At 71.4% G+C, this 17710-nt stretch carries 25 protein-coding genes; 3 read left to right on the top strand and 22 right to left on the bottom strand.

The features are described from left to right. Positions 1–27 precede the first annotated feature (27 nt). From ASE78_RS16820 to ASE78_RS16745, 16 genes are all read right to left on the bottom strand, one after another. On the bottom strand, positions 28–1140 hold the full coding sequence (locus tag ASE78_RS16820) for an OmpA family protein (protein ID WP_056498671.1): 1113 nt from the start codon (positions 1138–1140) through the stop codon (positions 28–30). 107 nt (positions 1141–1247) lie between these two features. Then, a complete protein-coding gene (locus tag ASE78_RS16815) occupies positions 1248–1748 on the bottom strand; it encodes a DUF2793 domain-containing protein (protein ID WP_235515125.1) in 501 nt (166 codons plus the stop codon). After that, positions 1748–3856 carry a phage tail protein gene (locus ASE78_RS16810; RefSeq protein ID WP_056498669.1) on the bottom strand — a complete coding sequence of 703 codons (2109 nt, stop codon included), beginning with the start codon at positions 3854–3856 and terminating at the stop codon, positions 1748–1750. The genes ASE78_RS16815 and ASE78_RS16810 overlap by 1 nt, the downstream gene beginning before the upstream one ends. After that, a complete protein-coding gene (locus tag ASE78_RS16805; RefSeq protein ID WP_200911079.1) occupies positions 3856–4236 on the bottom strand; it encodes a peptidoglycan endopeptidase in 381 nt (126 codons plus the stop codon). The genes ASE78_RS16810 and ASE78_RS16805 overlap by 1 nt, the downstream gene beginning before the upstream one ends. Then, entirely contained in the window at positions 4233–5021 is a 789-nt protein-coding gene (locus ASE78_RS16800; protein WP_056498667.1) for a DUF2163 domain-containing protein, read from the bottom strand. The genes ASE78_RS16805 and ASE78_RS16800 overlap by 4 nt, the downstream gene beginning before the upstream one ends. Further along, on the bottom strand, positions 5018–7306 hold the full coding sequence (locus ASE78_RS16795) for a DUF2460 domain-containing protein (RefSeq protein ID WP_056498666.1): 2289 nt from the start codon (positions 7304–7306) through the stop codon (positions 5018–5020). Before ASE78_RS16795 ends, ASE78_RS16800 begins: the two co-directional genes overlap by 4 nt. A gap of 1 nt (position 7307) precedes the next feature. Beyond that, on the bottom strand, positions 7308–7856 hold the full coding sequence (locus ASE78_RS16790; protein ID WP_056498664.1) for a hypothetical protein: 549 nt from the start codon (positions 7854–7856) through the stop codon (positions 7308–7310). Continuing rightward, on the bottom strand, positions 7849–8040 hold the full coding sequence (locus ASE78_RS16785; RefSeq protein ID WP_056498662.1) for a phage tail assembly chaperone: 192 nt from the start codon (positions 8038–8040) through the stop codon (positions 7849–7851). Before ASE78_RS16785 ends, ASE78_RS16790 begins: the two co-directional genes overlap by 8 nt. Next, entirely contained in the window at positions 8037–8348 is a 312-nt protein-coding gene (locus ASE78_RS16780; RefSeq protein WP_200909715.1) for a GTA-gp10 family protein, read from the bottom strand. The genes ASE78_RS16785 and ASE78_RS16780 overlap by 4 nt, the downstream gene beginning before the upstream one ends. Next, complete coding sequence (locus ASE78_RS16775; RefSeq protein ID WP_056498660.1) at positions 8345–8752, bottom strand: phage tail tube protein; 408 nt, start codon at positions 8750–8752, stop codon at positions 8345–8347. The genes ASE78_RS16780 and ASE78_RS16775 overlap by 4 nt, the downstream gene beginning before the upstream one ends. A 180-nt stretch (positions 8753–8932) precedes the next feature. Then, on the bottom strand, positions 8933–9319 hold the full coding sequence (locus ASE78_RS16770) for a DUF3168 domain-containing protein (RefSeq protein WP_156351542.1): 387 nt from the start codon (positions 9317–9319) through the stop codon (positions 8933–8935). Continuing rightward, entirely contained in the window at positions 9316–9519 is a 204-nt protein-coding gene (locus tag ASE78_RS18850) for a hypothetical protein (RefSeq protein ID WP_156351541.1), read from the bottom strand. The genes ASE78_RS16770 and ASE78_RS18850 overlap by 4 nt, the downstream gene beginning before the upstream one ends. Next, positions 9516–10007, bottom strand: a complete 492-nt coding sequence (locus ASE78_RS16760) for a hypothetical protein (protein WP_082467289.1) — start codon at positions 10005–10007, stop codon at positions 9516–9518. Before ASE78_RS16760 ends, ASE78_RS18850 begins: the two co-directional genes overlap by 4 nt. A 63-nt stretch (positions 10008–10070) precedes the next feature. Next, entirely contained in the window at positions 10071–11102 is a 1032-nt protein-coding gene (locus ASE78_RS16755; RefSeq protein WP_056498653.1) for a phage major capsid protein, read from the bottom strand. Positions 11103–11172: 70 nt separating this feature from the next. Beyond that, positions 11173–11550, bottom strand: a complete 378-nt coding sequence (locus ASE78_RS16750; RefSeq protein WP_200911078.1) for an HK97 family phage prohead protease — start codon at positions 11548–11550, stop codon at positions 11173–11175. Continuing rightward, on the bottom strand, positions 11538–11846 hold the full coding sequence (locus tag ASE78_RS16745) for a DUF6127 family protein (protein ID WP_056498651.1): 309 nt from the start codon (positions 11844–11846) through the stop codon (positions 11538–11540). The genes ASE78_RS16750 and ASE78_RS16745 overlap by 13 nt, the downstream gene beginning before the upstream one ends. Positions 11847–11884: 38 nt before the next feature. Here ASE78_RS16745 and ASE78_RS18845 point away from each other — a divergent pair, with 38 nt between their 5' ends. Further along, entirely contained in the window at positions 11885–12025 is a 141-nt protein-coding gene (locus ASE78_RS18845; protein WP_156351540.1) for a hypothetical protein, read from the top strand. A gap of 103 nt (positions 12026–12128) precedes the next feature. Here the strand turns inward: ASE78_RS18845 and ASE78_RS16740 are convergent, their stop codons facing one another. The 5 genes from ASE78_RS16740 to ASE78_RS16725 form a co-directional block, all read right to left on the bottom strand. Then, positions 12129–13259: a phage portal protein gene (locus ASE78_RS16740; protein ID WP_056498650.1), complete on the bottom strand. Its 1131-nt coding sequence runs from the start codon at positions 13257–13259 to the stop codon at positions 12129–12131. A gap of 218 nt (positions 13260–13477) precedes the next feature. Next, positions 13478–13657 (bottom strand): hypothetical protein, encoded by a 180-nt coding sequence (locus tag ASE78_RS16735; RefSeq protein ID WP_055757761.1) that lies wholly within the window; start codon positions 13655–13657, stop codon positions 13478–13480. Beyond that, positions 13650–13838 (bottom strand): hypothetical protein, encoded by a 189-nt coding sequence (locus ASE78_RS18840; RefSeq protein ID WP_156349068.1) that lies wholly within the window; start codon positions 13836–13838, stop codon positions 13650–13652. Before ASE78_RS18840 ends, ASE78_RS16735 begins: the two co-directional genes overlap by 8 nt. A 262-nt stretch (positions 13839–14100) precedes the next feature. Continuing rightward, a complete protein-coding gene (locus ASE78_RS16730; protein WP_056498647.1) occupies positions 14101–15408 on the bottom strand; it encodes a DNA-packaging protein in 1308 nt (435 codons plus the stop codon). Continuing rightward, entirely contained in the window at positions 15405–15893 is a 489-nt protein-coding gene (locus tag ASE78_RS16725; protein WP_235515124.1) for a hypothetical protein, read from the bottom strand. The genes ASE78_RS16730 and ASE78_RS16725 overlap by 4 nt, the downstream gene beginning before the upstream one ends. A 257-nt stretch (positions 15894–16150) precedes the next feature. Here ASE78_RS16725 and ASE78_RS19100 point away from each other — a divergent pair, with 257 nt between their 5' ends. Both ASE78_RS19100 and ASE78_RS16720 read left to right on the top strand, forming a co-directional pair. Next, positions 16151–16321, top strand: a complete 171-nt coding sequence (locus tag ASE78_RS19100; RefSeq protein WP_164490766.1) for a hypothetical protein — start codon at positions 16151–16153, stop codon at positions 16319–16321. Beyond that, on the top strand, positions 16318–16635 hold the full coding sequence (locus tag ASE78_RS16720; protein WP_056498643.1) for a DUF2384 domain-containing protein: 318 nt from the start codon (positions 16318–16320) through the stop codon (positions 16633–16635). The genes ASE78_RS19100 and ASE78_RS16720 overlap by 4 nt, the downstream gene beginning before the upstream one ends. A 21-nt stretch (positions 16636–16656) precedes the next feature. On the opposite strand, the gene dapF is transcribed toward ASE78_RS16720, so the two are convergent. Next, positions 16657–17610, bottom strand: coding sequence for a diaminopimelate epimerase (gene dapF / locus ASE78_RS16715; protein ID WP_056498641.1), 954 nt, complete (start codon positions 17608–17610; stop codon positions 16657–16659). Between the last annotated feature and the right edge of the window lie 100 nt (positions 17611–17710).

The raw sequence follows: 17710 nt of genomic DNA, 5'->3' as shown, positions 1-17710 counted from the left end.
ATTCTATTTTCCCGAAGGAAAGTAGAATTACATGCCCGGACCGTAGGTAATTTCCACGCGACGGTTCTGCAGTTCGCGGACGCCATCGGCAGTCTCGACGCGCGGACGGCCTTCGCCGAACGCTTCGGTCGAGATGTTCGACGCGCCGACGCCACGGCCTTCCATGTACGCACGGACCGAGTCCGCACGACGCTGCGAAAGACCAACGTTATACGAAGCCGAGCCCGACTTGTCGGCGTGGCCGGCAAGCATGACGCGCGCATTGCCGCACGACTGGTAGTTCGAGATGGCGTTGTCGAGAATGCCAGCCGCTTCCGGCGTGACGTCCGACTTATCCCATTCGAAGAACACGATGTACGGTCCCGGCGTGCAGACGGTTTCCACGATCGGGGGAGCGGGTTCCGGTGCCGGCGGCGGCGGAGCAACGGGCTCCGGCGGCAGCGGCGGCGGAACCGGGGTCGGTGCGCCGAAGTTGAAGGTCAGGCCACCCAGCAGGCTGTGCGACCGGAAACGACCGTCGTAACCGACGCCACGAACGTTCACGATGCGAACGTCTTCGGCGTTGAAGAAACGATACTTCAGCGAAACGTCGACGTTCTCGCTGAGCGGTGCGCGGATGCCCGCAATCGCTTGCCATGCGAAGACCGTGTCCGAATCGTCGAGCGCCGAGAAGCGGTTCGAGACGCGATAGTCGTGCGCCTTGACGCGCGCGACACCGGCACCACCGCCGACGAAGCCGCTGATCGCGTCATCGTCACCGAAGTCGAGCATGGCGTTCGCCATGAACGACAGCGCCGAGGTGCGGCCACCGCCGCTGTAGGTGCCGGCAGGCACCGCAGTCGTCGGGCCGGTTGCGACCGAACCGGTGGTCCGGATCTCGTCGACGGTCGCGCTGCGATAGCTGACTTCGGCTTCGACGCGGAGCGCACCGAAGTCGTAACCGACCTGGCCGCCAACGTCATAGCCATAGTCGCTGTCGATGGTGGTGACGCCACCAGCCGGAGCAGTAAGATCGTAATCGATGTCTTCGACGATCATTGCGCCGCCTTCCACACCCACATACCACGCGTTGTCGCGGGCGAGGGCGGGAGTTGCGAGCGCAGTGGTCGCGAGCGCCAATGTGACGGCAAGCTTCCGCATTCTAGTCCCCTTTCACAGTTGTCCTACGGACAGCGCAAACCAAGTACCGAAGCGTTGGTTGCCGCGCAAGCGCACAAAAATCGCGGTGTTGCACAAACGACACGATTTCACCGGCCAATCAGGCCGTGATCGCGGAGTGCCGTCAGTACCGTATCGAGGGTGGCGCGGGCCTCGACATCCCGCACGTTTCCGCCATTCGCCCCCGGAATCGCCGGCCGCTGCGCCCCCACCACGGCGGTTCCCTCGACCATCAGCCGCCGGGCATGAAGCTCGCCGATCCGCCACTGCGCCCCGCGGAACACCACGGTCGTTTCGCCACCGGCCCACCATAAGGCCATGCCCTCGCGTGGGGCAACGAAGCGCCAGCCGCCCGCCGTCATCCCCGCGACCCGGCGCGCGCTTCCCGCCCACGCGCCGACCGGCGCATCGCCCACGATCCAGCATTGTCCGGGCTGCGCGGTGGCCGGGGGCGTGTCTTCGCCGACCCCCTCGATACCGCCGTGCAACAGCAGGTCGATGCACGTCAGCGCCTCGTTATGCGTCATTTCCTTTTGCGCCTGCGAACTGTGCAACAGCGGCAGCGCAAGCCGTGCGGTCCGGTCGGTCATCATGGTGTCTCCGGCAGAAATGGAAGGATCATCGGTCGCGACGCGCCATGCGTGCCGATCTGGCGCACCGCGATTTGCGCCGCCGCGCCCGGCACCGGCAGGGCGACGGCGGGCATCGCGACCTCGATCGTCTCGCCACGGCCATCGGCGTGCGCGATCGTCACAAGATACCCCTCGCGTTCCTCGCCCAGCGGCAGGTCGATCGAGTCGCGCCACCCCGCCGAACCCCGCGCCCGCCGGACCCAGCGGACGACCAGCGCGCTACCCACCCGGTCGATCCGGCCATGCACCGGTGCCGGCGGCACCAGCGCGCGGCCGTCGGGCACGATCGCCGTCTCGGTCACGTCGTCGAGGGCGACTCCACTCGCCATCGCGCGGATCGCCCGCCCGACCATTGGCAGCGGATCGTCGATCGCGCGCAGCGTTGCCGGATCGAGCAGCACGAAGCCTTCGCCCGGGTCATGACTCGCCATCGCCCAGTCGCTCCCCTGTCGCCCGCGCCACAGCAGCGACAATCGCCAGCGCGCCGCACCCGTCCGCCGCGCCCGACCGAACTGGACGATCTCGTCGCCGATCAGCGCGGCATTGGCCCCCTGGTCGAGCGCCGCCGCATCGGCGTCGGCCAGCGTCATCGCATCGTGCAGCAGCACGACATCGACCTCGCTCGTCCGGTCCTCGATCGCCGCCGTGCCCGGTCCCAGCACGCCCGGCACCGTGCCGATCGTCCCCGCCGCCGCCGTCATGCCGATCTCGCGCCACCCGGTCGCATCGTCGCCGGCCAGCAACGTCGCCCGCCGCCAGCCGGGTGCCGTCCCCGCCGCGACCGCCATCACCTGCAGCGTATCGCCCGCGCCCGGCACCTCGATCAGCCGCAACCGGGTGTCGCCCGGCAGCACGTCGGCGGCCAGCACCGGCGCGCCGTCCGCCGCCACCGGCCCCGGCGCATCGGACGGGATCGGCACCAGATCGGCGGTGATGCCGTCAGCCTCGATCGCGACACGGCGGACGCGCCACCGCCCGTCCTCGCCGGCGATCGTCACCCGCTCGCCCGGGCGCAGGTCGATCGCGTCCCAGCCGAGCATCAGCGTCCGCCCCTCGCCCCCGCTGGCCAGCCGCGCCGCGACCATCCCCGCCAGCGCCGCCGCGTCACCGGCCTGCATCGCAGCGGGCAGCGCGATCCGCTCGGTCGCCCGCGCGCCCGGCGTCCGCACCTGCTGCACTCCTGTCTGATAATCGCGCGCACTGTCGTGATAGGCGACCACGACATCGCGCGGCTCGACCGGAGCCCGCCGCCGGCCGGGCGCACCCGCCCCCGGCGACACCCTCCGCGCCGGCCCCGCCCCGAAACACAAATCCAGCCCGCCGCCCCCGGCCGCATACCAGCCGCCGATCGGATCGATCAGCGCCGCGACCGCATCGCCGACGCTCGTCCCCTCGGCGGCGAACCCGCCCAGCACCGGCCCCGCCTGCCCGCCGATCACCCCGTCGCTCAACACTCCCGCGATCGTGCCGACCGCGACCGGCGCGGCATCGGCAATCACCTCGAAGGTCAGCGAGGGGATGCGATTGCCGAAATCGGCCAGCGCCAACTCCTCGAACACCACATAGGCGATGCCGCGATAGGCCGGCGCGCTGCCCACCCCCACGACGCTCGCGATCAGCGGATCGGGCATCTGCGCCTCGTCGCCCGGATACCAGCGAAACCCGGTGCGGCTCTTCCAGTCGCCCGCCGCCCCGCGCAGCAGCTTGCCCTCGGCCCAGATGCGCCCCACCCCCCGGATCGAACGCGCCGACAATGCGACGGCGAACGACGCCGAATAGCTGTACTGCGTCGTCCGCCCGCCGGTCTTGCTGCCGGTCGTCGCCGCCGATTCGCGCAGGTCGGTCGCCCAGATCACCGTGCCCGCCACCCGCATCGTCCCGAACAGCTTCGGGATCGCGCTGCCATAGCTTGACGTCTGTACCCTGAGTTCGGTCAGCCGCGGCCCCTCGCGCCGCTTGCCGCCGAACAGCGCGGCATCGATCGTCCGCCCGGCCACCGCCCTCAGCGCCCGGCCGACCGGCCCACCGACCGCTCCGCCCAGCGTCGTCAGCACCACACTCGCCATCAGCCCGCTTCCTCCATCCGCCACACCCCGATCACCGGCCACGGCGGCACGCCCGGCCGCTCGACCACCCGGCGCGCCACGCCGTCGGCGTGGATGATCCCGAGCTCGCTCACGATCGCCAGATGCAACTGCCCCGGCGCGCTCGCCAGCAGCAGCACGTCGCCGGCCCGCGCCGCGCCGACCGCGACGAACCCCGCCTCCGCCAGCGCATCGCCCGCCCGCAGCGCATCGCCGCACCGCGCCGGATAGCCCTGCGGCACCGCCCTCCCGGTCGCCCAGCCGACCAGCCCGACACAATCGAACCCGTCCTCCATCGACCGCCCCTGCACCCGGAACCGCGCGCCGACCGCCGCGCGCGCCCGCGCCACCACCGCGCTCATGCGCCGGGATAGCGTGTCAGCAGGTCGATCCCCGGCAGATGCGGCTCCCCCCGGAAATTGGCGACATTGCCGAACCGGTCGCGACAGGTGGCGAGCGTCCCGTCGCACCCCTCGCCCACCTCGACCAGCGCGCCGGTGCCGCCGAACGCCGGCACCCGCGCCAGCACCACGCCCGTGGCGTCCCCGGCGACGATCCGCTCGGCCAGCCCGCCGTTCGCCCCGCCGATCCAGCGCAACCGCCCGCCGGCACACCCCACCCCGCCGCCCGCCAGCGTCAGCCGGTTACCGTCCTGCGCGCTTACCCGCACCAGCCGTCGCCGCCCCGCCATCGGCACCCGGCACCGCGCATCGCCCAGCGTCGCGCGACATCCCGGCGACGTCGTCTCGACCACCGCCCGATCGAGCGCCACCTCCACCCCCAGCAATTCGGCGGTGAAGCCGCCCCGCGCCGTCGCCACGCTGCCGATCCGCCCCCCGGCGACCGGCGTCGCCACGTCCGCGCTCCAGTCCCACGCGAACACGCTGATCCGCGCCCCGTCATAGCGCCCGGCCAGCAGGTCGCGCTCCGCCACCGCCCGGTGGCTCAGTGCCCCGCCCACCTCCAGCGCCGGGGCGCCCGCCGTATCGTCGCGCACAATCGCCGAGGGCATCATCCCCGGCGCGGCACGATAGGTCAGCCCCGCCACCACCAGATCGCGGTCATGCGCGGTCAACCCGATCGTGACCCCGTCGACCCGCTCGATCCGCCAGCACCACGCCAGCGTCACCAGTGTATCGCCACTCATGGTTCGCGCAGCTCGATCAGCGGCACGCTCACCGCCTCGGCCGCGCCATGTGTGGTCCGCGCCACCTGCAACCGGTCCTCGGCGAAGCGCACCGGCACATCGAAGCCGAACCCCGCCGCCACCGCCACCCCCGGCCCCGGCGCGGCATCGAGCAGCACGAAGCCGCCCGGTTCGACCGTAAACCCCTGCGTCTCGACCCCGCCGACGCTCACGCGCACGCTGCCCGCCACCGGCCGGGTGATCCGCCGCACCATCGCGCCATAGCGTTTGACGAGCGGGAACCGCGTCGTTGCCCCGTCGCCCACCCCCAGCGCGACATCGAGTGGCCCCACCGGATCGCCGGTCGCGTGATCGAACGGGTCCTGCAACCGGAACCCCCGCGCCGGCCCCAGCCGTGCACGAAAGAACGCCAGCAACACCGCCACATCCTCCTGCGACCGCACCCCCGGCGCCACGTCATAGCGGGTGCGCGGTTCGGCCCAGCCGATGCCGCGTACCTCCGCCCCGCCCGCCCCGGCCGCGATCGTGGTCTGCGTTTCGGGGATCACCTCCGCCTGCGCGCCCAGCGCCAGCGGAAAGCGCACATCGTCGAACGCCTCCACGCCATCCTCCTCATCGAACCATATCAATCCGTCGCGCAGCACCTGCGGCAGCGCCCACAGGAACACGCCGGCCACCCCGCGCGCCCTCGCGCGCTGCGCCGCCGCCACGATCGCGCTCCATTGCCCCCGGTCCTCGGGGCGCAGCACGAAGCCGGCAAAATACTGCTGTTCCTCAACCGGATAGCCCAGCCGCGCCTCGGCCGCCGCGACCGCGCGCACGCTCGCCCCGACATTGCCGGTCGCCGCCCAGTCGTAATCCTCCAGTTGCAGCACATCGAACGCCGGCTGCGCCCACCCCACCGGCAGGTTCGCGCGCTTCACCTCCGGCGCGGCGGGATCGAGAATGGTCGGCAGATAGGCGAGCAGCAGCACCTGCACCGCCCCTGCCGCGCGCGCCGCAGCAACCAGCGCGGCGGTCGACGCCGCCAGCAGCGCCCCCGCCCGGTCGAGCAGGTCGCGCCTGGCCGCATCAAGTTCCCCGCGCACATCGTCGATCACCACCGGATCGCCGCCCAGCGCGACCTTCGCCGCCGCATCGTACAGGCAAATACGATGGCCGGGCGTCACCCACCACCACGGCTCGCCCACCTGAAACCGCGCCACCAGCCCCGCCGCAACGCCAAGCCCCACGAACGCCCGCGCCACCGCCTGCAAATACGCCATCGCCCCCGGATGCGCCGGCGACAGCAGCGTCGACGGCGGCACCCATCCGGTCAAGGCGGGCGACCCGTCGCTCGCCCGCTGCTTCCAGTCGCCCCGGCAATGCGCGTCGAACAATTCGTAGCTGAGCGACCAAATGACGCCATAGCCCAGCGCCAGTGCCCGCGCCGCGAAGTCACGATGCCACGCCGCGCACCCCACGTTCAGCGCGCCCCCGGCCAGCGACACGAACAGCCCGTCGCCCGCGCGCTCGAGCCGGAAATAATGGCTCATCCCCACATAATGGACGATGTCGCCGCGATACCCCAGCCGCAGCGCATTGTGCAGCAACCGCGCCGGCGTCAGGTGATAGCTGTCGTCATAGCCGCTACAGATGCCCAGCCCATGTTCGGGCACCACCACATCGCCGACCGCCAGCACCGACCCCGGCCCCTCGCAGCGAATATCCGACAGCTCGACCCACCCCTCCGCCGGTGCCGCCAGCGGCGCGTCGCCCGCGTCATAGCCCGGCGGCACCAGCGACACGAACATCCGGTCGACATCACCCGCCCAGACCGGATCGGCCTCGCCCGGCAACAGGAACCCGCCGTCGACGTCCGCGAAGTCGATGGCGACCACCGCATCCTCGGGACTGCCGACCGCATAGTTCCACAGCCGCACATACCACGCCCGTGCCGCACCGCTCGCATCGCGCCCCTCGATCGTCAGCACCGGACCATGCACCGCGTCGAGCGGCCGCACCCCACCCGAGCGCCAGCGGAACGACAGGCGGCACCCGCGAAAATCGCGATCGGTCGCATAGCGCAGCAACGGATGGTCGTGGCGATCCTCCGCCGCCCAGATCAGCCCCGCCAGATCGTCGCGCCGATAGAAGACGCAATCGACCCGCAGCGCATCCGGCGCGGTCGTCACCACCGACGCCATCATCGGCCGGGGGAAATCGACCGTCCAGTACGCCGCATCGAACCGCGTCAGCACCCCCGCTTCCTGCCCCTCGCGTTCGCTCGCCAGCCAATGGCCCATCTCACGCCTCCATCAGCGCGGCCCGCACCGCGCGCGCGACCTGCCGGCCCGACTGGCGCAGCGCCTGCGCTTCCTGCCCCGGCGTGCCGGTTATCGTGATCGCCACCCGCACCGCGCGCGCCTCGCCCGCTGCCGCCGGCATCACCCGCCCGCTGCTGGTCGGCACGAACAGTTCGGGACCACGCTCGCCGACCCAATAAGGCCGCTGCGGGCTGACCGGCCCACCGGTCGCGCGCCCCGGCGCGCCGCCGATCAACTGGCCGAGCAGCCCGATCAGCCCGCCCGCACCCCCGCCCGGCGTCCCCGACCCCAGCACGGCGGCCGCCGCGATCTCGCCCAGCACTTTGAGCGCCACATCGCGCAGGTCGTCGAACCCCAGCCTGCCGGTACGGATCGCCCGCGCCAACGTCGTTTCGATCGCGCGTCCCGCCCGGTCGATCCCGGCGGAAAACGGTCCGTCCAGATTGCCCTGCATCGCCGCCACATCGGCGGCGAAGCCTGCGGTATCGGCGCGCACGCGCACGATCAGCCGTTCGATTTCCTCATCCATCGGGAAAACGCTCCTTCAGCCTGGCGATGGTATCGCTGTCGCACGGGGCGGGCGCATCGCCGGCCACCGCCCGCACCAGCGACGCCAGTTCGGCGGGAGTCGCGGCCCAGAAGGCGTCGGGTGACCAGCCGAACGCCACCCCCGCCAGCCCGGCGGCCCGCGCCGCCCCCTCGGCAAAGCTCATCGCCCGCCCAGTATCTGCCCGATCAGCACTTTGAGCGCCGGGGTCGCCGCCGCGATGCCCGCCGCCGTCACCCCCTCGGCAAAGGCATCGCGGTCGACCGGCGGCGGATCGCGCAGGCAATGCCACAGCAGCGCGACCAGCTCGGCGATGCCGATCCGCCCCGCCGCCGCCCGCTCGACCAGCGCCAGCAGCGACCCCACCTCCGCCTCGGCGGCGACCAGCGCGGCGAAGCTCGGCCGCAGCACCAGCGTCTCGCCGCACACGCGCAACGACGCCTCGCCGCGCACCGGATTGGCGGCCATGGTCATGCCGCCACCACCGCGCCCGAGGATTCGAGCGCCAGCGTATAGCTGCGCTCGCCATTGTAATCGCCGGCATAGTCCAGCCGGGTGACGAGGAACCGCCCGGTCATCATCTCGCCGCCCTCGAACGTCAGCCGGTAATCGTCGATCCGCCCGACAAGCGCGCTGCCCCGGATGCGCACCTCGGCCGCAGCCCCGGTGAACACCCCCGCCGCCGACACGCTGACCGACCGCACCCCCGCGCCCGCCAGCAAGTCGCGCCACCCGCCCGAATCCTTGGACGTGACCGCCACCGCCTCGCCATTGATGCTCAACTGCGTCGTCCGCATCCCCGCCACCGTCGTATAGACGACCGGCACCGCCCCGTTCCCGACCTTGAGCAGGAACGCGCTCCCCTTCTCCACCGCCATGTCATTCTCCTGAAAAGCCGCAGGCCCCCGCCTGCCCTTCGTCTTTTCGCCTCCCCTCCCTCGCAGGGAGGGGCCGGGGGTGGGTCAATGGGGCACCACAACGCCCGCCCCGATCACAACTGTCACCCCGGACCTGTTCCGGGGTCCACCGCGCCACGCACGCCGTCCCCGGAAGGTGGATCACCCCACCGCCAGCATCCGCACCCGAAACTCGGCAACCGCCACCCAGCGCCCCTCCCCCTCGCGCGCGATCCGACCGCGCAGGAACACCAGCGACGCCACCCGCCACCCCGCCAGCTCGGCCGGCGCGCCCAGCACCGCCGCCTCCACCCGCGCCGCCAGATCGCGCAGCCGTTCGGGCCGCTCGCCCATATCGAACGCCTGCACCACCACCCGCCCCTCACGCCCGGCGGCATCCTTGGTGCCCCAGTCGCTCAGCGCCGGCGTATCGATCAGCACATAGGGGCGGAGTCCGCGCACCGGCGGTGCATCGAACACCGCCACCTCGGGGACCGCCGCGCGCACCCGCGCCACCAGCATCGCCTGCACCAGCGTGGCGGCGATCATCGCCCCCACTCCGCCACCTGCGCGAACGCCGGATCGGTGATCGACCGCCGTGCCAGCCCCCGCCCTGACAGCACCACCGCATCCCCCTCCACTGCCACCGTGACCCCCGCCACCCTGCCCGCCCGCACCGCCACCCGCTCGCGCACCTTTGCCGCCCGCGCCGCACCGGCCGTGCGGCCCCGCTCGGTGAGCGCCCTCATCGCCGCGCACTCCCGATCCGCATCCGCCGCCACGGCCGCCACAGCGCCCCCACCGCCGCCGGCGGGGCCAGATCGCGCCCACGCGCCTCGATCAGATGCGCGGCCAGCAACACCACCCCCTGCGCCACCGCCGGCGGCAGCCCCGCCCAGTCCTCCGCCAGCCCCGCCACGAAGCGCACCTCGCCCGCCGCCGCCATCCGCACCCATCCGGTGCCGTTCGCATCGATGTCCACCGCCGCCACCGCGCCGCCGCCGGTGATCGATCGCACCGGCTGCACCGGCAGCGCGCGCCACTCGCCCGCCGCCGCCATCGCCGCGACATGCTCGCGCGCGATCAGCGCCTGTCCGGTGAACCCCTCGGCCAGCGCCAGCGCGGCGGCGGCCGCTCCCTCGATCACCCCATCCTCGTCGCGCGCCACGATGCGCAGATACCCGCGCGCCGCCTCGCGCACCTCGGCGACCACCGCCGCCGGCAAAGGTGCCGTCATCGTCCTGCCTCCCGTCTTTCCCCCGCACGAAGGGGGCGGGCGCACCGACCCGCCCCCGACCGATCACGACACCGCGAACTTCATCAGCTTGATCGCCTCCGAATTGATGACCGCGCCGCCGACCCGCCGGGTCGCGTAGAAATGGACGAACGGCTTGTTCGAATACGGATCGCGCAGCACCTGCGTCTCGGCCCGCTCGGCGATCAGATAGCCCGCCTTGAAGTTGCCGAACGCGATCGCGGAATTGCCCGCCGCGATGTCGGGCATGTCCTCCGCCTCGACGACCGGATAGCCGAGCAGCGTGTCGGGCCGCCCCTCGATCAGCCCCGGCACCCACAGGAACGCGCCGTCCGCCGTCTTGAACTTGCGGATGCGCGCCGCCGTCTGCGCGTTCATCACCCAGCACGCCCCCTGCCGGTACGGCCGCCGCAGCAGGTGGACGAGGTCGATCAGCCGGTTTTCCGGCTCGGTCCCGAAATCGGCTGCGGCACCGCTCGCCAGATACTGCATCGTCCCGAACGCCCGCGTCGCATCGCCCACCGCGCTGGTCGGATAGCTCAGGAACCCCTTGGGCCGCGCGACCCCATTGCCGCTGACGAACGCCTGCCCCTCGGCGCGGGCAAACTCGCTCGCGATCTCGCCGGCCAGCCAGCCCTCGACATCGAACGCCGCATCGTCGAGCATCGCCTGGCTCGCCGCCGGATTGGCGTACAGCTCGCCCATCGGCGGCACGATCTCGTTGAAGGTCGGCGTCGCCGTCTCCGGCCGCGCCGCCGTCTCGCCCGCCCAGCCCGATGGCGTGCCGCCGTTCGTCACCAGCTTGCGGTATCCAGCACCTCCCACCTGCACCACCTGCGCGATCGCCCGGATCGGGCTCGCCGATTTCAGCGTCGATTCAATCAGCGTGTCGATCGCCTCGGGCACCGCATGGCCACCCGCCGCATCGCTGGCGCTCGACAGCGCCTTCGTCTCGACCGTCGTCCCGGCCCGCACGAACGCGGCAAAGCCATTCTCGATCGCCGCCCCGCTCAACAGCGGCCGGTTGCCCGGTGCCGCGACGCCCGAAAATCCGCTCGTCATTCCCTCGATCGTCATCTGCCCGTCCCCATGAAAAAGGGCGCCGCAACCACGACGCCCGTCCAGAAAATTGATCCTCGGCCGAAACTCACCCGTCCTCGACCGCATGGATGCGCGCCAGCGGCTGCATCGGCTGCGCGACGAGGCTGATCTCGACCAGCTCGGCCCGCACGATCACCCGCCGCACCCCCTGCCGCACCCGCAGCGCGCGATAGCCGAACGACAGCCCCGTGATCGCCCCGGCCTTCACCAGCCGCGCCGGTTCGTCCGCCGCGATGCGCGCGACGATCTTCACGCCGCGCGCATCCTCGCCGATCCACTCGACCGTGCCGACCGGTGTCCCGCGATGCTGCCACAGCAGCGGCACCCGCCCACGCGCCACCAGCGCGCCGGGCAGCAGCACGTCGCCACCTCGGTCGGCATGGTGAAACACCGCCGCATAGCCGGCGAACCTCACCGCCCCCATCGCGGCCAGTCCGTCTCGACCGCGATCCCCACCAGCACCAGCGCCAGCGCCATCCGCACCACCCAGCCGAACGCCGCGCGCACCGCCGACCGCCTGGCATCGCGCCACGCCGCCAGCAGGTCGCGCAGCTCCTTCACATCGCCCGCCGCCCCGGCATCGGACAGCCCGATCCGCGCCATCGCCCGTGTCGCTCCCAGTTCGCCCGCCGCCTCCGCCAGCCCGCGCAGCGTCAGCAGGTCGGCGCCATCCTCCGCCGCCTGTCCCATCAGCCGCGCCAGCACCATCTCGTCGTCCATCGCTTGCCTCCCCGTGGCCCTCGCCCTAGCCAGACGCGGTGAAACCCCGCCTGCGCATCATCGCCGCCGCCTTCGCCGCCGCGCTCCTCGCCTTCGTGTTCGCGCTGCCGATCCTGAAGGCCGACCGCTGCGCCGAACGCGGATTGACCCTCGACCGCAGCACCTTGCGCTGCCGCTAGGCCGGATCGACAGTCAGCGAAGTGCCCTCAGTCTGCTCCCCTCCCTGACAAGGGAGGGGAGGTGCCGGCCCGCTTCCCCACACCCCATCCGCCGTCCGGCGGCTCAATCGAACCCCAGCATCCCGCACTTCTCGGCATCGCTCAGGAAGTTCGCCGCCGCGACCTGCCGCCACAACCGCTCGCGCTCCTCGGCCAGCACCGGCACCCGGTTGAGATCGATCGCCAGCGTCACCTCGCCCAGCCACGGCGTGAGGCCCTGCGCCACCGCGCCCAGGATCCGCTCGCCCATCGGCACGATCGCCTGCCGCCACAGCGCGCGGTTCGCCTCGCGGTAATTGGCATAGGCATTGTCGCCCGGCAGCCCGAGCAGCATCGGCGGCACGCCGAACGCCAGCGCGATCTCGCGCGCCGCCTGTGCCTTCAACCCCACGAAATCCATGTCGGCGGGCGACAGGCTCATCGCCTGCCACTTCAGCCCGCCGTCGAGCAGCATCGGCCGCCCGGCATTCGGCGCGCCGGCGAAACTGTCGTCGATCTCGGCGCGCAGCCGGGCATATTGATCCGCCGACAGCACGCCGCCATCGCCCGGATCATGCACCAGCGCGCCCGACGGCCGCGCGGCATTGTCGAGCAGCGCCTTGTTCCACTTCGCCGCCGCATTGTGGACCGCCACCGCCCCTGCCGCCGCGCTCAGGCACCCCAGCCCGTAATGATCGTCAGCGGGATGGAACGCCCGGATATGGATCAGCGCCGGCCGCCCCGCGCCATCCTCCGCCGCGATCCGCGTCACCCGCTCGCCGACGCGGTAGCGATAGGCGACCGGCCACCCGCTCGCATCCGCCTCCACCGACACCCGCTCGGGCCGCAGCGCATAGAGTTCGCCGACACCCCCCGCCCCGTCCTCGATCACCTGGACATAGGCATTGCCGTGCAGCAGCAGATGCGCCGCCGCCGTCTCCAGAAACTCCTGACCCGCCGAGCGCGCAGCCACCAGCGCCACCGCCGCCGGCGTGCCCGCGATTGGCGCGGCGGCCAGCCCCTCGGCGACCGTCCGCACCGCGCGCTGCGCGACCGCATTGCCGATATAGCCCTCGCGAAGCTGCCCGGCATAATCCTGCGGCCACTGCCCCGCCGCCGGCCCCGCCCCCTCGCGCCACGCGACCGCCCCCGCGCCCCCACGCGCCAGCACCGGACGCGACCCGTCGCGCCCGGACCTGCGTCCGAACCATTTCATGCCCTGTCTCCCGAAACGAAAAAGGCCCCGCATCGGCGGGGCCTCGTGAAGCCAACCAGTCTATCTTCGGACCATCCCTGCCCTCTCCCCTGACAAGGGGAGAGGGATACCGAAGCTTGCCAGCTTTGCTGGCTAGCGCAGGTTTATAGAGGGGTCGGGGAGCCACAGGCTCGCGCGAGCGCACCAGCATGACCATCGCGGACTATCCAGCTCCGGGTTTATTCCTGTCGCGGCTGGTCGCCCTGTCCGGGTGCTGGCCGACATCCGAACTGCCGGATTTCCTTAACCTGCATCCACGCGGCAAAGCGCGCCATGAGCCGGGCCTCGGCACCCCGCATCAATTCGATCTGCTGGTCGCGGGATATGCGCACCGCCACCCGGTCCGTACCGTCAACCATCCGCACGAATGCTTGTCCGTTGCATCGACCGGCGCAGATCATCGCCGATCGCACGCCAATCGGAGGAGGCACTCCCGGCGTCGATCGCACGCCACGTCCGACCCATTCCCGGCACGGCGATGATCTGCGCCATCCCATTCAACAGCGATTTTGCCACAGGTGGCGATCGATACTGGTTCATGCCCCATGTCCTTGGCCGTGTGTCATGAGGATGCGGGACAGGCCGCATATCCGCCGATCCCGTCCACAACGACATTTCACCGATCATCGACCCGCCGGCTACCCGGTTCCACCGAAACGGACCCAATTTCGCCCGCCACCCCCTCGTCGTCCCCGCGCAGGCGGGGACCCATATGCGCCAACGTTCCGGCTTACCCGCACCGTCGGCGTCAATGGATTCCCGCCTTCGCGGGAATGACGGGAGAATCGGTGACGCTCCCCCCTCACAACACCCTAACGCTCGCCACCCCCTTCGCCGCCAGCATCAACTCCCACAGCGCCCACACCAGCGCATCCGCCCGGTCGGGCGAACGCCCCGGCCCCGCATAGCCGCCACCCCGCACCAGCCCGCACAGCTCGTCCTCCAACGCGGGGAACATGCCGACGTGGAACGCCTTGCCCAGCTCGTACAGCGCCATCACCGGCTCGGCCCGCGCCACCTTGCCGCGCGACGCATGGACCAGCATCACCGGCAGCACCGTGTCGGCGGCGCGCAGCACGCTTTCGACCATCGCCCCGCCCTGGTTGGATTCCGCCACCACCCGGTCGGCGCCGTGCCGTGCCGCACACGCCGCCACCGCGCGCGCCCAGCCCTCGGGGCTGGCTCCCACCACGCTCGCGTCCTCCAGCACATAAGCGCGCCCGTCGGTGCCCAGCATCGCCGCGACGATCCCGCACGCATCGCGGCCGATCCCGGCGGGCGGATCGACCCCCACCACCACCCGCGCGACCGGCGGCGCCTCCGCCACCCGCTGCCGGTCGAGCAGCTCGCGGCTCCACAGCGCGCCCTCGGCCTCGTCGATCAGCTCGCCGTCCATCTCCTGCCGGCCCATCCGCGTGCCGGCATAGCTCGCCTCGATCTGCTCCATGAAGAACGCCGGCAGATGGGCGTTGTCGTGCGTCCGCCCGGTCGTCACCACCACCTTCTTCATCCGCCGGATACGCTTGAGCAGCGGGATCGCCCTGGGCGTCGTCGTCACCAGCGTCTGCGGTTGCTCGCCGAGTCTCAGGCCCAGCATCAGATTGTCCCACGTAGCCTCGGGCTTGCGCCATTTGGTCAGCTCGTCGCACCACGCGATGTGATGCGCGGGGCCGCGCAGGGCATCGGGCGTCTCGGCGGAAAAGACCTGCGCCTCCGCCCCCGATCCGAACTCGACGACCCCGCGCGACGGCCACCAGCGGACATTGCCGTAATGCCGCCCGACCGCCATCAACCCCGCCTCGCCGCGCACCATCACGCTTTCCACGTCATGCCGCGTCGCCCCGACCAGCGCGATGCGCAACGCCCCGTCCTCGACCGCGCGGGTGCAGACCCATTCCGCTCCCGCCCGCGTCTTGCCGAAGCCGCGCCCCGCCTGGATCAGCCACACGCTCCAGTCGGTATCGGCCAGCGACTGGCCGCGATGGGCATATAGTCCCCAGCGCGTCGCCAGCTCGCGCCGCTGGCTGGGCTGCAGCCTGAGCAGGAAACGGTCGAGCGCGGCGTCGTCCATCCGCGACAGCAGCGCGAGTTCGGCATCGACCCCGCTCACGTCCGCCCCTCGAACTTCTGGCGCAGGCTGCGCAACCGCTTCTTGAGCATCGCATCGGTTTCGGCCTGCGTCGCGCGATATTGCGTGTCGCGCTGCCCCAGATTCTCGTTCTTCAACATCCGGCGATGCCGGTCGAGCAGGGCCAGCGCCTGATCGAACGTCACCGGCCCGGCGATCACCCGATCGGGATCGCCCACCGCGACTTCCTCCAGCGGGTTGAGCGCGCGGTGGAGCAATTCCCCCTCCAGCCGGTCGTATCCGGCGAGCAGCGCCATGCGCCACTGGTCGGCGAACGCCGGGTCGCGCCGCCGCAGCGAATAGAGGCTGGCCTGCGACAGCCCCACCGCCTCGCATGCCGCGCGCACGTTGCAGGTGGCGCTGACGTGATCCAGAAACGCCTCGCGCCGCGCCTGCGTCCAGCCATGCCCCACCCGCTGCCGCTGCACCGGCCGCCGGTTGGCCCCGGTCAATCGTTCGTCCGCCATGTCCGCCCCCCAGACGCGCGTCGGGGCCGGCAGCACCCCCGTGCCCGGCCCCGACCCGCAATTCCCGATGTTCCTGTTTTGTGCCATATCAGCGTTGCGATGTCAAGCAGGATTATCCCATCTGGTTCGTTTCGCTGGCGGCATGGTATCCGGCGGCCGGCGACCCCATATACGGTCCATCGCTGGCAAGTCGGTCCCGTAGGCGCCAGCGGCCGGGAGACGCACGCGCTTCCGCTTACGCTGCCGGAGCGTCGCTGATGGACCTCAATGATTTGCTACATTCGCACCAGGTCGCGCAGATGCGCGCGACCCGTGCCGCCTCGCCCGAAGCCGCCCATTCGCATCGCGGCATGGTGCGCGGCTACGAACATCGCATCTCGGTGATGCGCGCGCTGCTCGGCGCCTCGGGACGGATGGTGAGCGCATGACCGAGTCGACCACGCCTGAATCGGCCGCTCCCGAATCGGCCGCCCCCGAGCAGCCCGCCGTCGATACGGCCAAGCCGCGCTCGAAACAGTTTCGCCGCGCCTACACCACCGTGCGCCTGACCCCGGATCAGGCAACACGGCAGGGTCAGGTCGCGACCAGCGCCTTCCATCACTTCGGCGGTCGCGACGCGGCGATGGCCTTCCTCAACGCGCATGACGAGACGCTCGGCGGCCGCCCGCTCGACCTCGCCATCGCCAGCCCCGACGGCCTCGCCGCCGTCGAAGCGGCGATGCAGGCACGGGTCGCCGCGTAACGACTATCCGGCGGGGCCGCGTTACAGCCCCGCCAGCATCGCGCTCCACGCCGCGACTTCGTCGTCATGCTGGCGGGTGATCGTGAGCGGCCCGGCGATACCGGTGTCGGGATCGACCTCGATCGCCCCTTCCCATGTCACCGTGGCATTGCCCGCGATCGTCACCATGCCGTCGGCATCGGCGCGCGCGCACACCATGCCGCCGGCATTGAAGACACTGGTTTCGACCCCCCAGCCGATCCGCCCGGTACGCGCGGCGGCATGGGTCGACGCCGCCATCGCGCTGCCGCAACTGTCGGTCAGCCCGACGCCGCGCTCATAGGTCCGCACGAACAACGCGGGCGCATGCCCCACCTCGCGCAGCTCGACGAAGCTGACATTGGCCCGCGCCGGGATCAACGCCGGCGCCGCCTCGCACCAGTCGCCCAGCCGGACCAGCTCGTCCTCGTCGACCGCCTCGACGAAAGTGACGAGGTGCGGATTGGGCATCGCCACCGCCGTAAACGCCCGCGCGCTCGGCAACCCCGGAATCGGCATGTCGACGAACGGCGTGGTCTGCCCGGTCGTCAGCCCGACCTCGCTCGGCACCAGCGACACCGGCCCGGCGCGCGTCTCGATCGTGGCGACGCCTGGGGCAATGTCGGCCACGATCCGCGCCCCGGCATCGCTCTGCTTCAACCGCACCCGCCCCTCGCGCGTCCCCGTCAACGCAAACCCCAGCCGCGCGGTACACCGCAGCCCGTTCAGACACGTCTCCGCCTCCGACCCATCGGGATTGAACATCCGCATCCCGAAAATATGCGAATGATCTGAATGAGTTAGCAACAAAAGCCCATCCCCGCCGACATCGCCCGACCGGTCGGCCAGCGCCCGCGCCACCCGCGCCCATTGCGTGTCGTCGAGCGCGATCCCGCGCGCGTCGATCAGCGGGAAGTCGTTGCCCGACCCATGGGTGTGGACGAAGGAGAAACGCATGTGGCCGCAATCCCGAACAAGGAGGTTGCGCGCCATATCGCGCCTGCCCTGCGCCAGCGAAAGAGCCGAAAGCGTAAATATGGGCGACATGGCGCGCCGC

The organism is Sphingomonas sp. Leaf25 (assembly GCF_001421635.1).
Lineage (GTDB): Bacteria > Pseudomonadota > Alphaproteobacteria > Sphingomonadales > Sphingomonadaceae > Sphingomonas.
The sequence above is the reverse complement of the archived record's forward strand: the minus strand, read 5'-3'. Positions and strand labels throughout refer to the sequence as shown.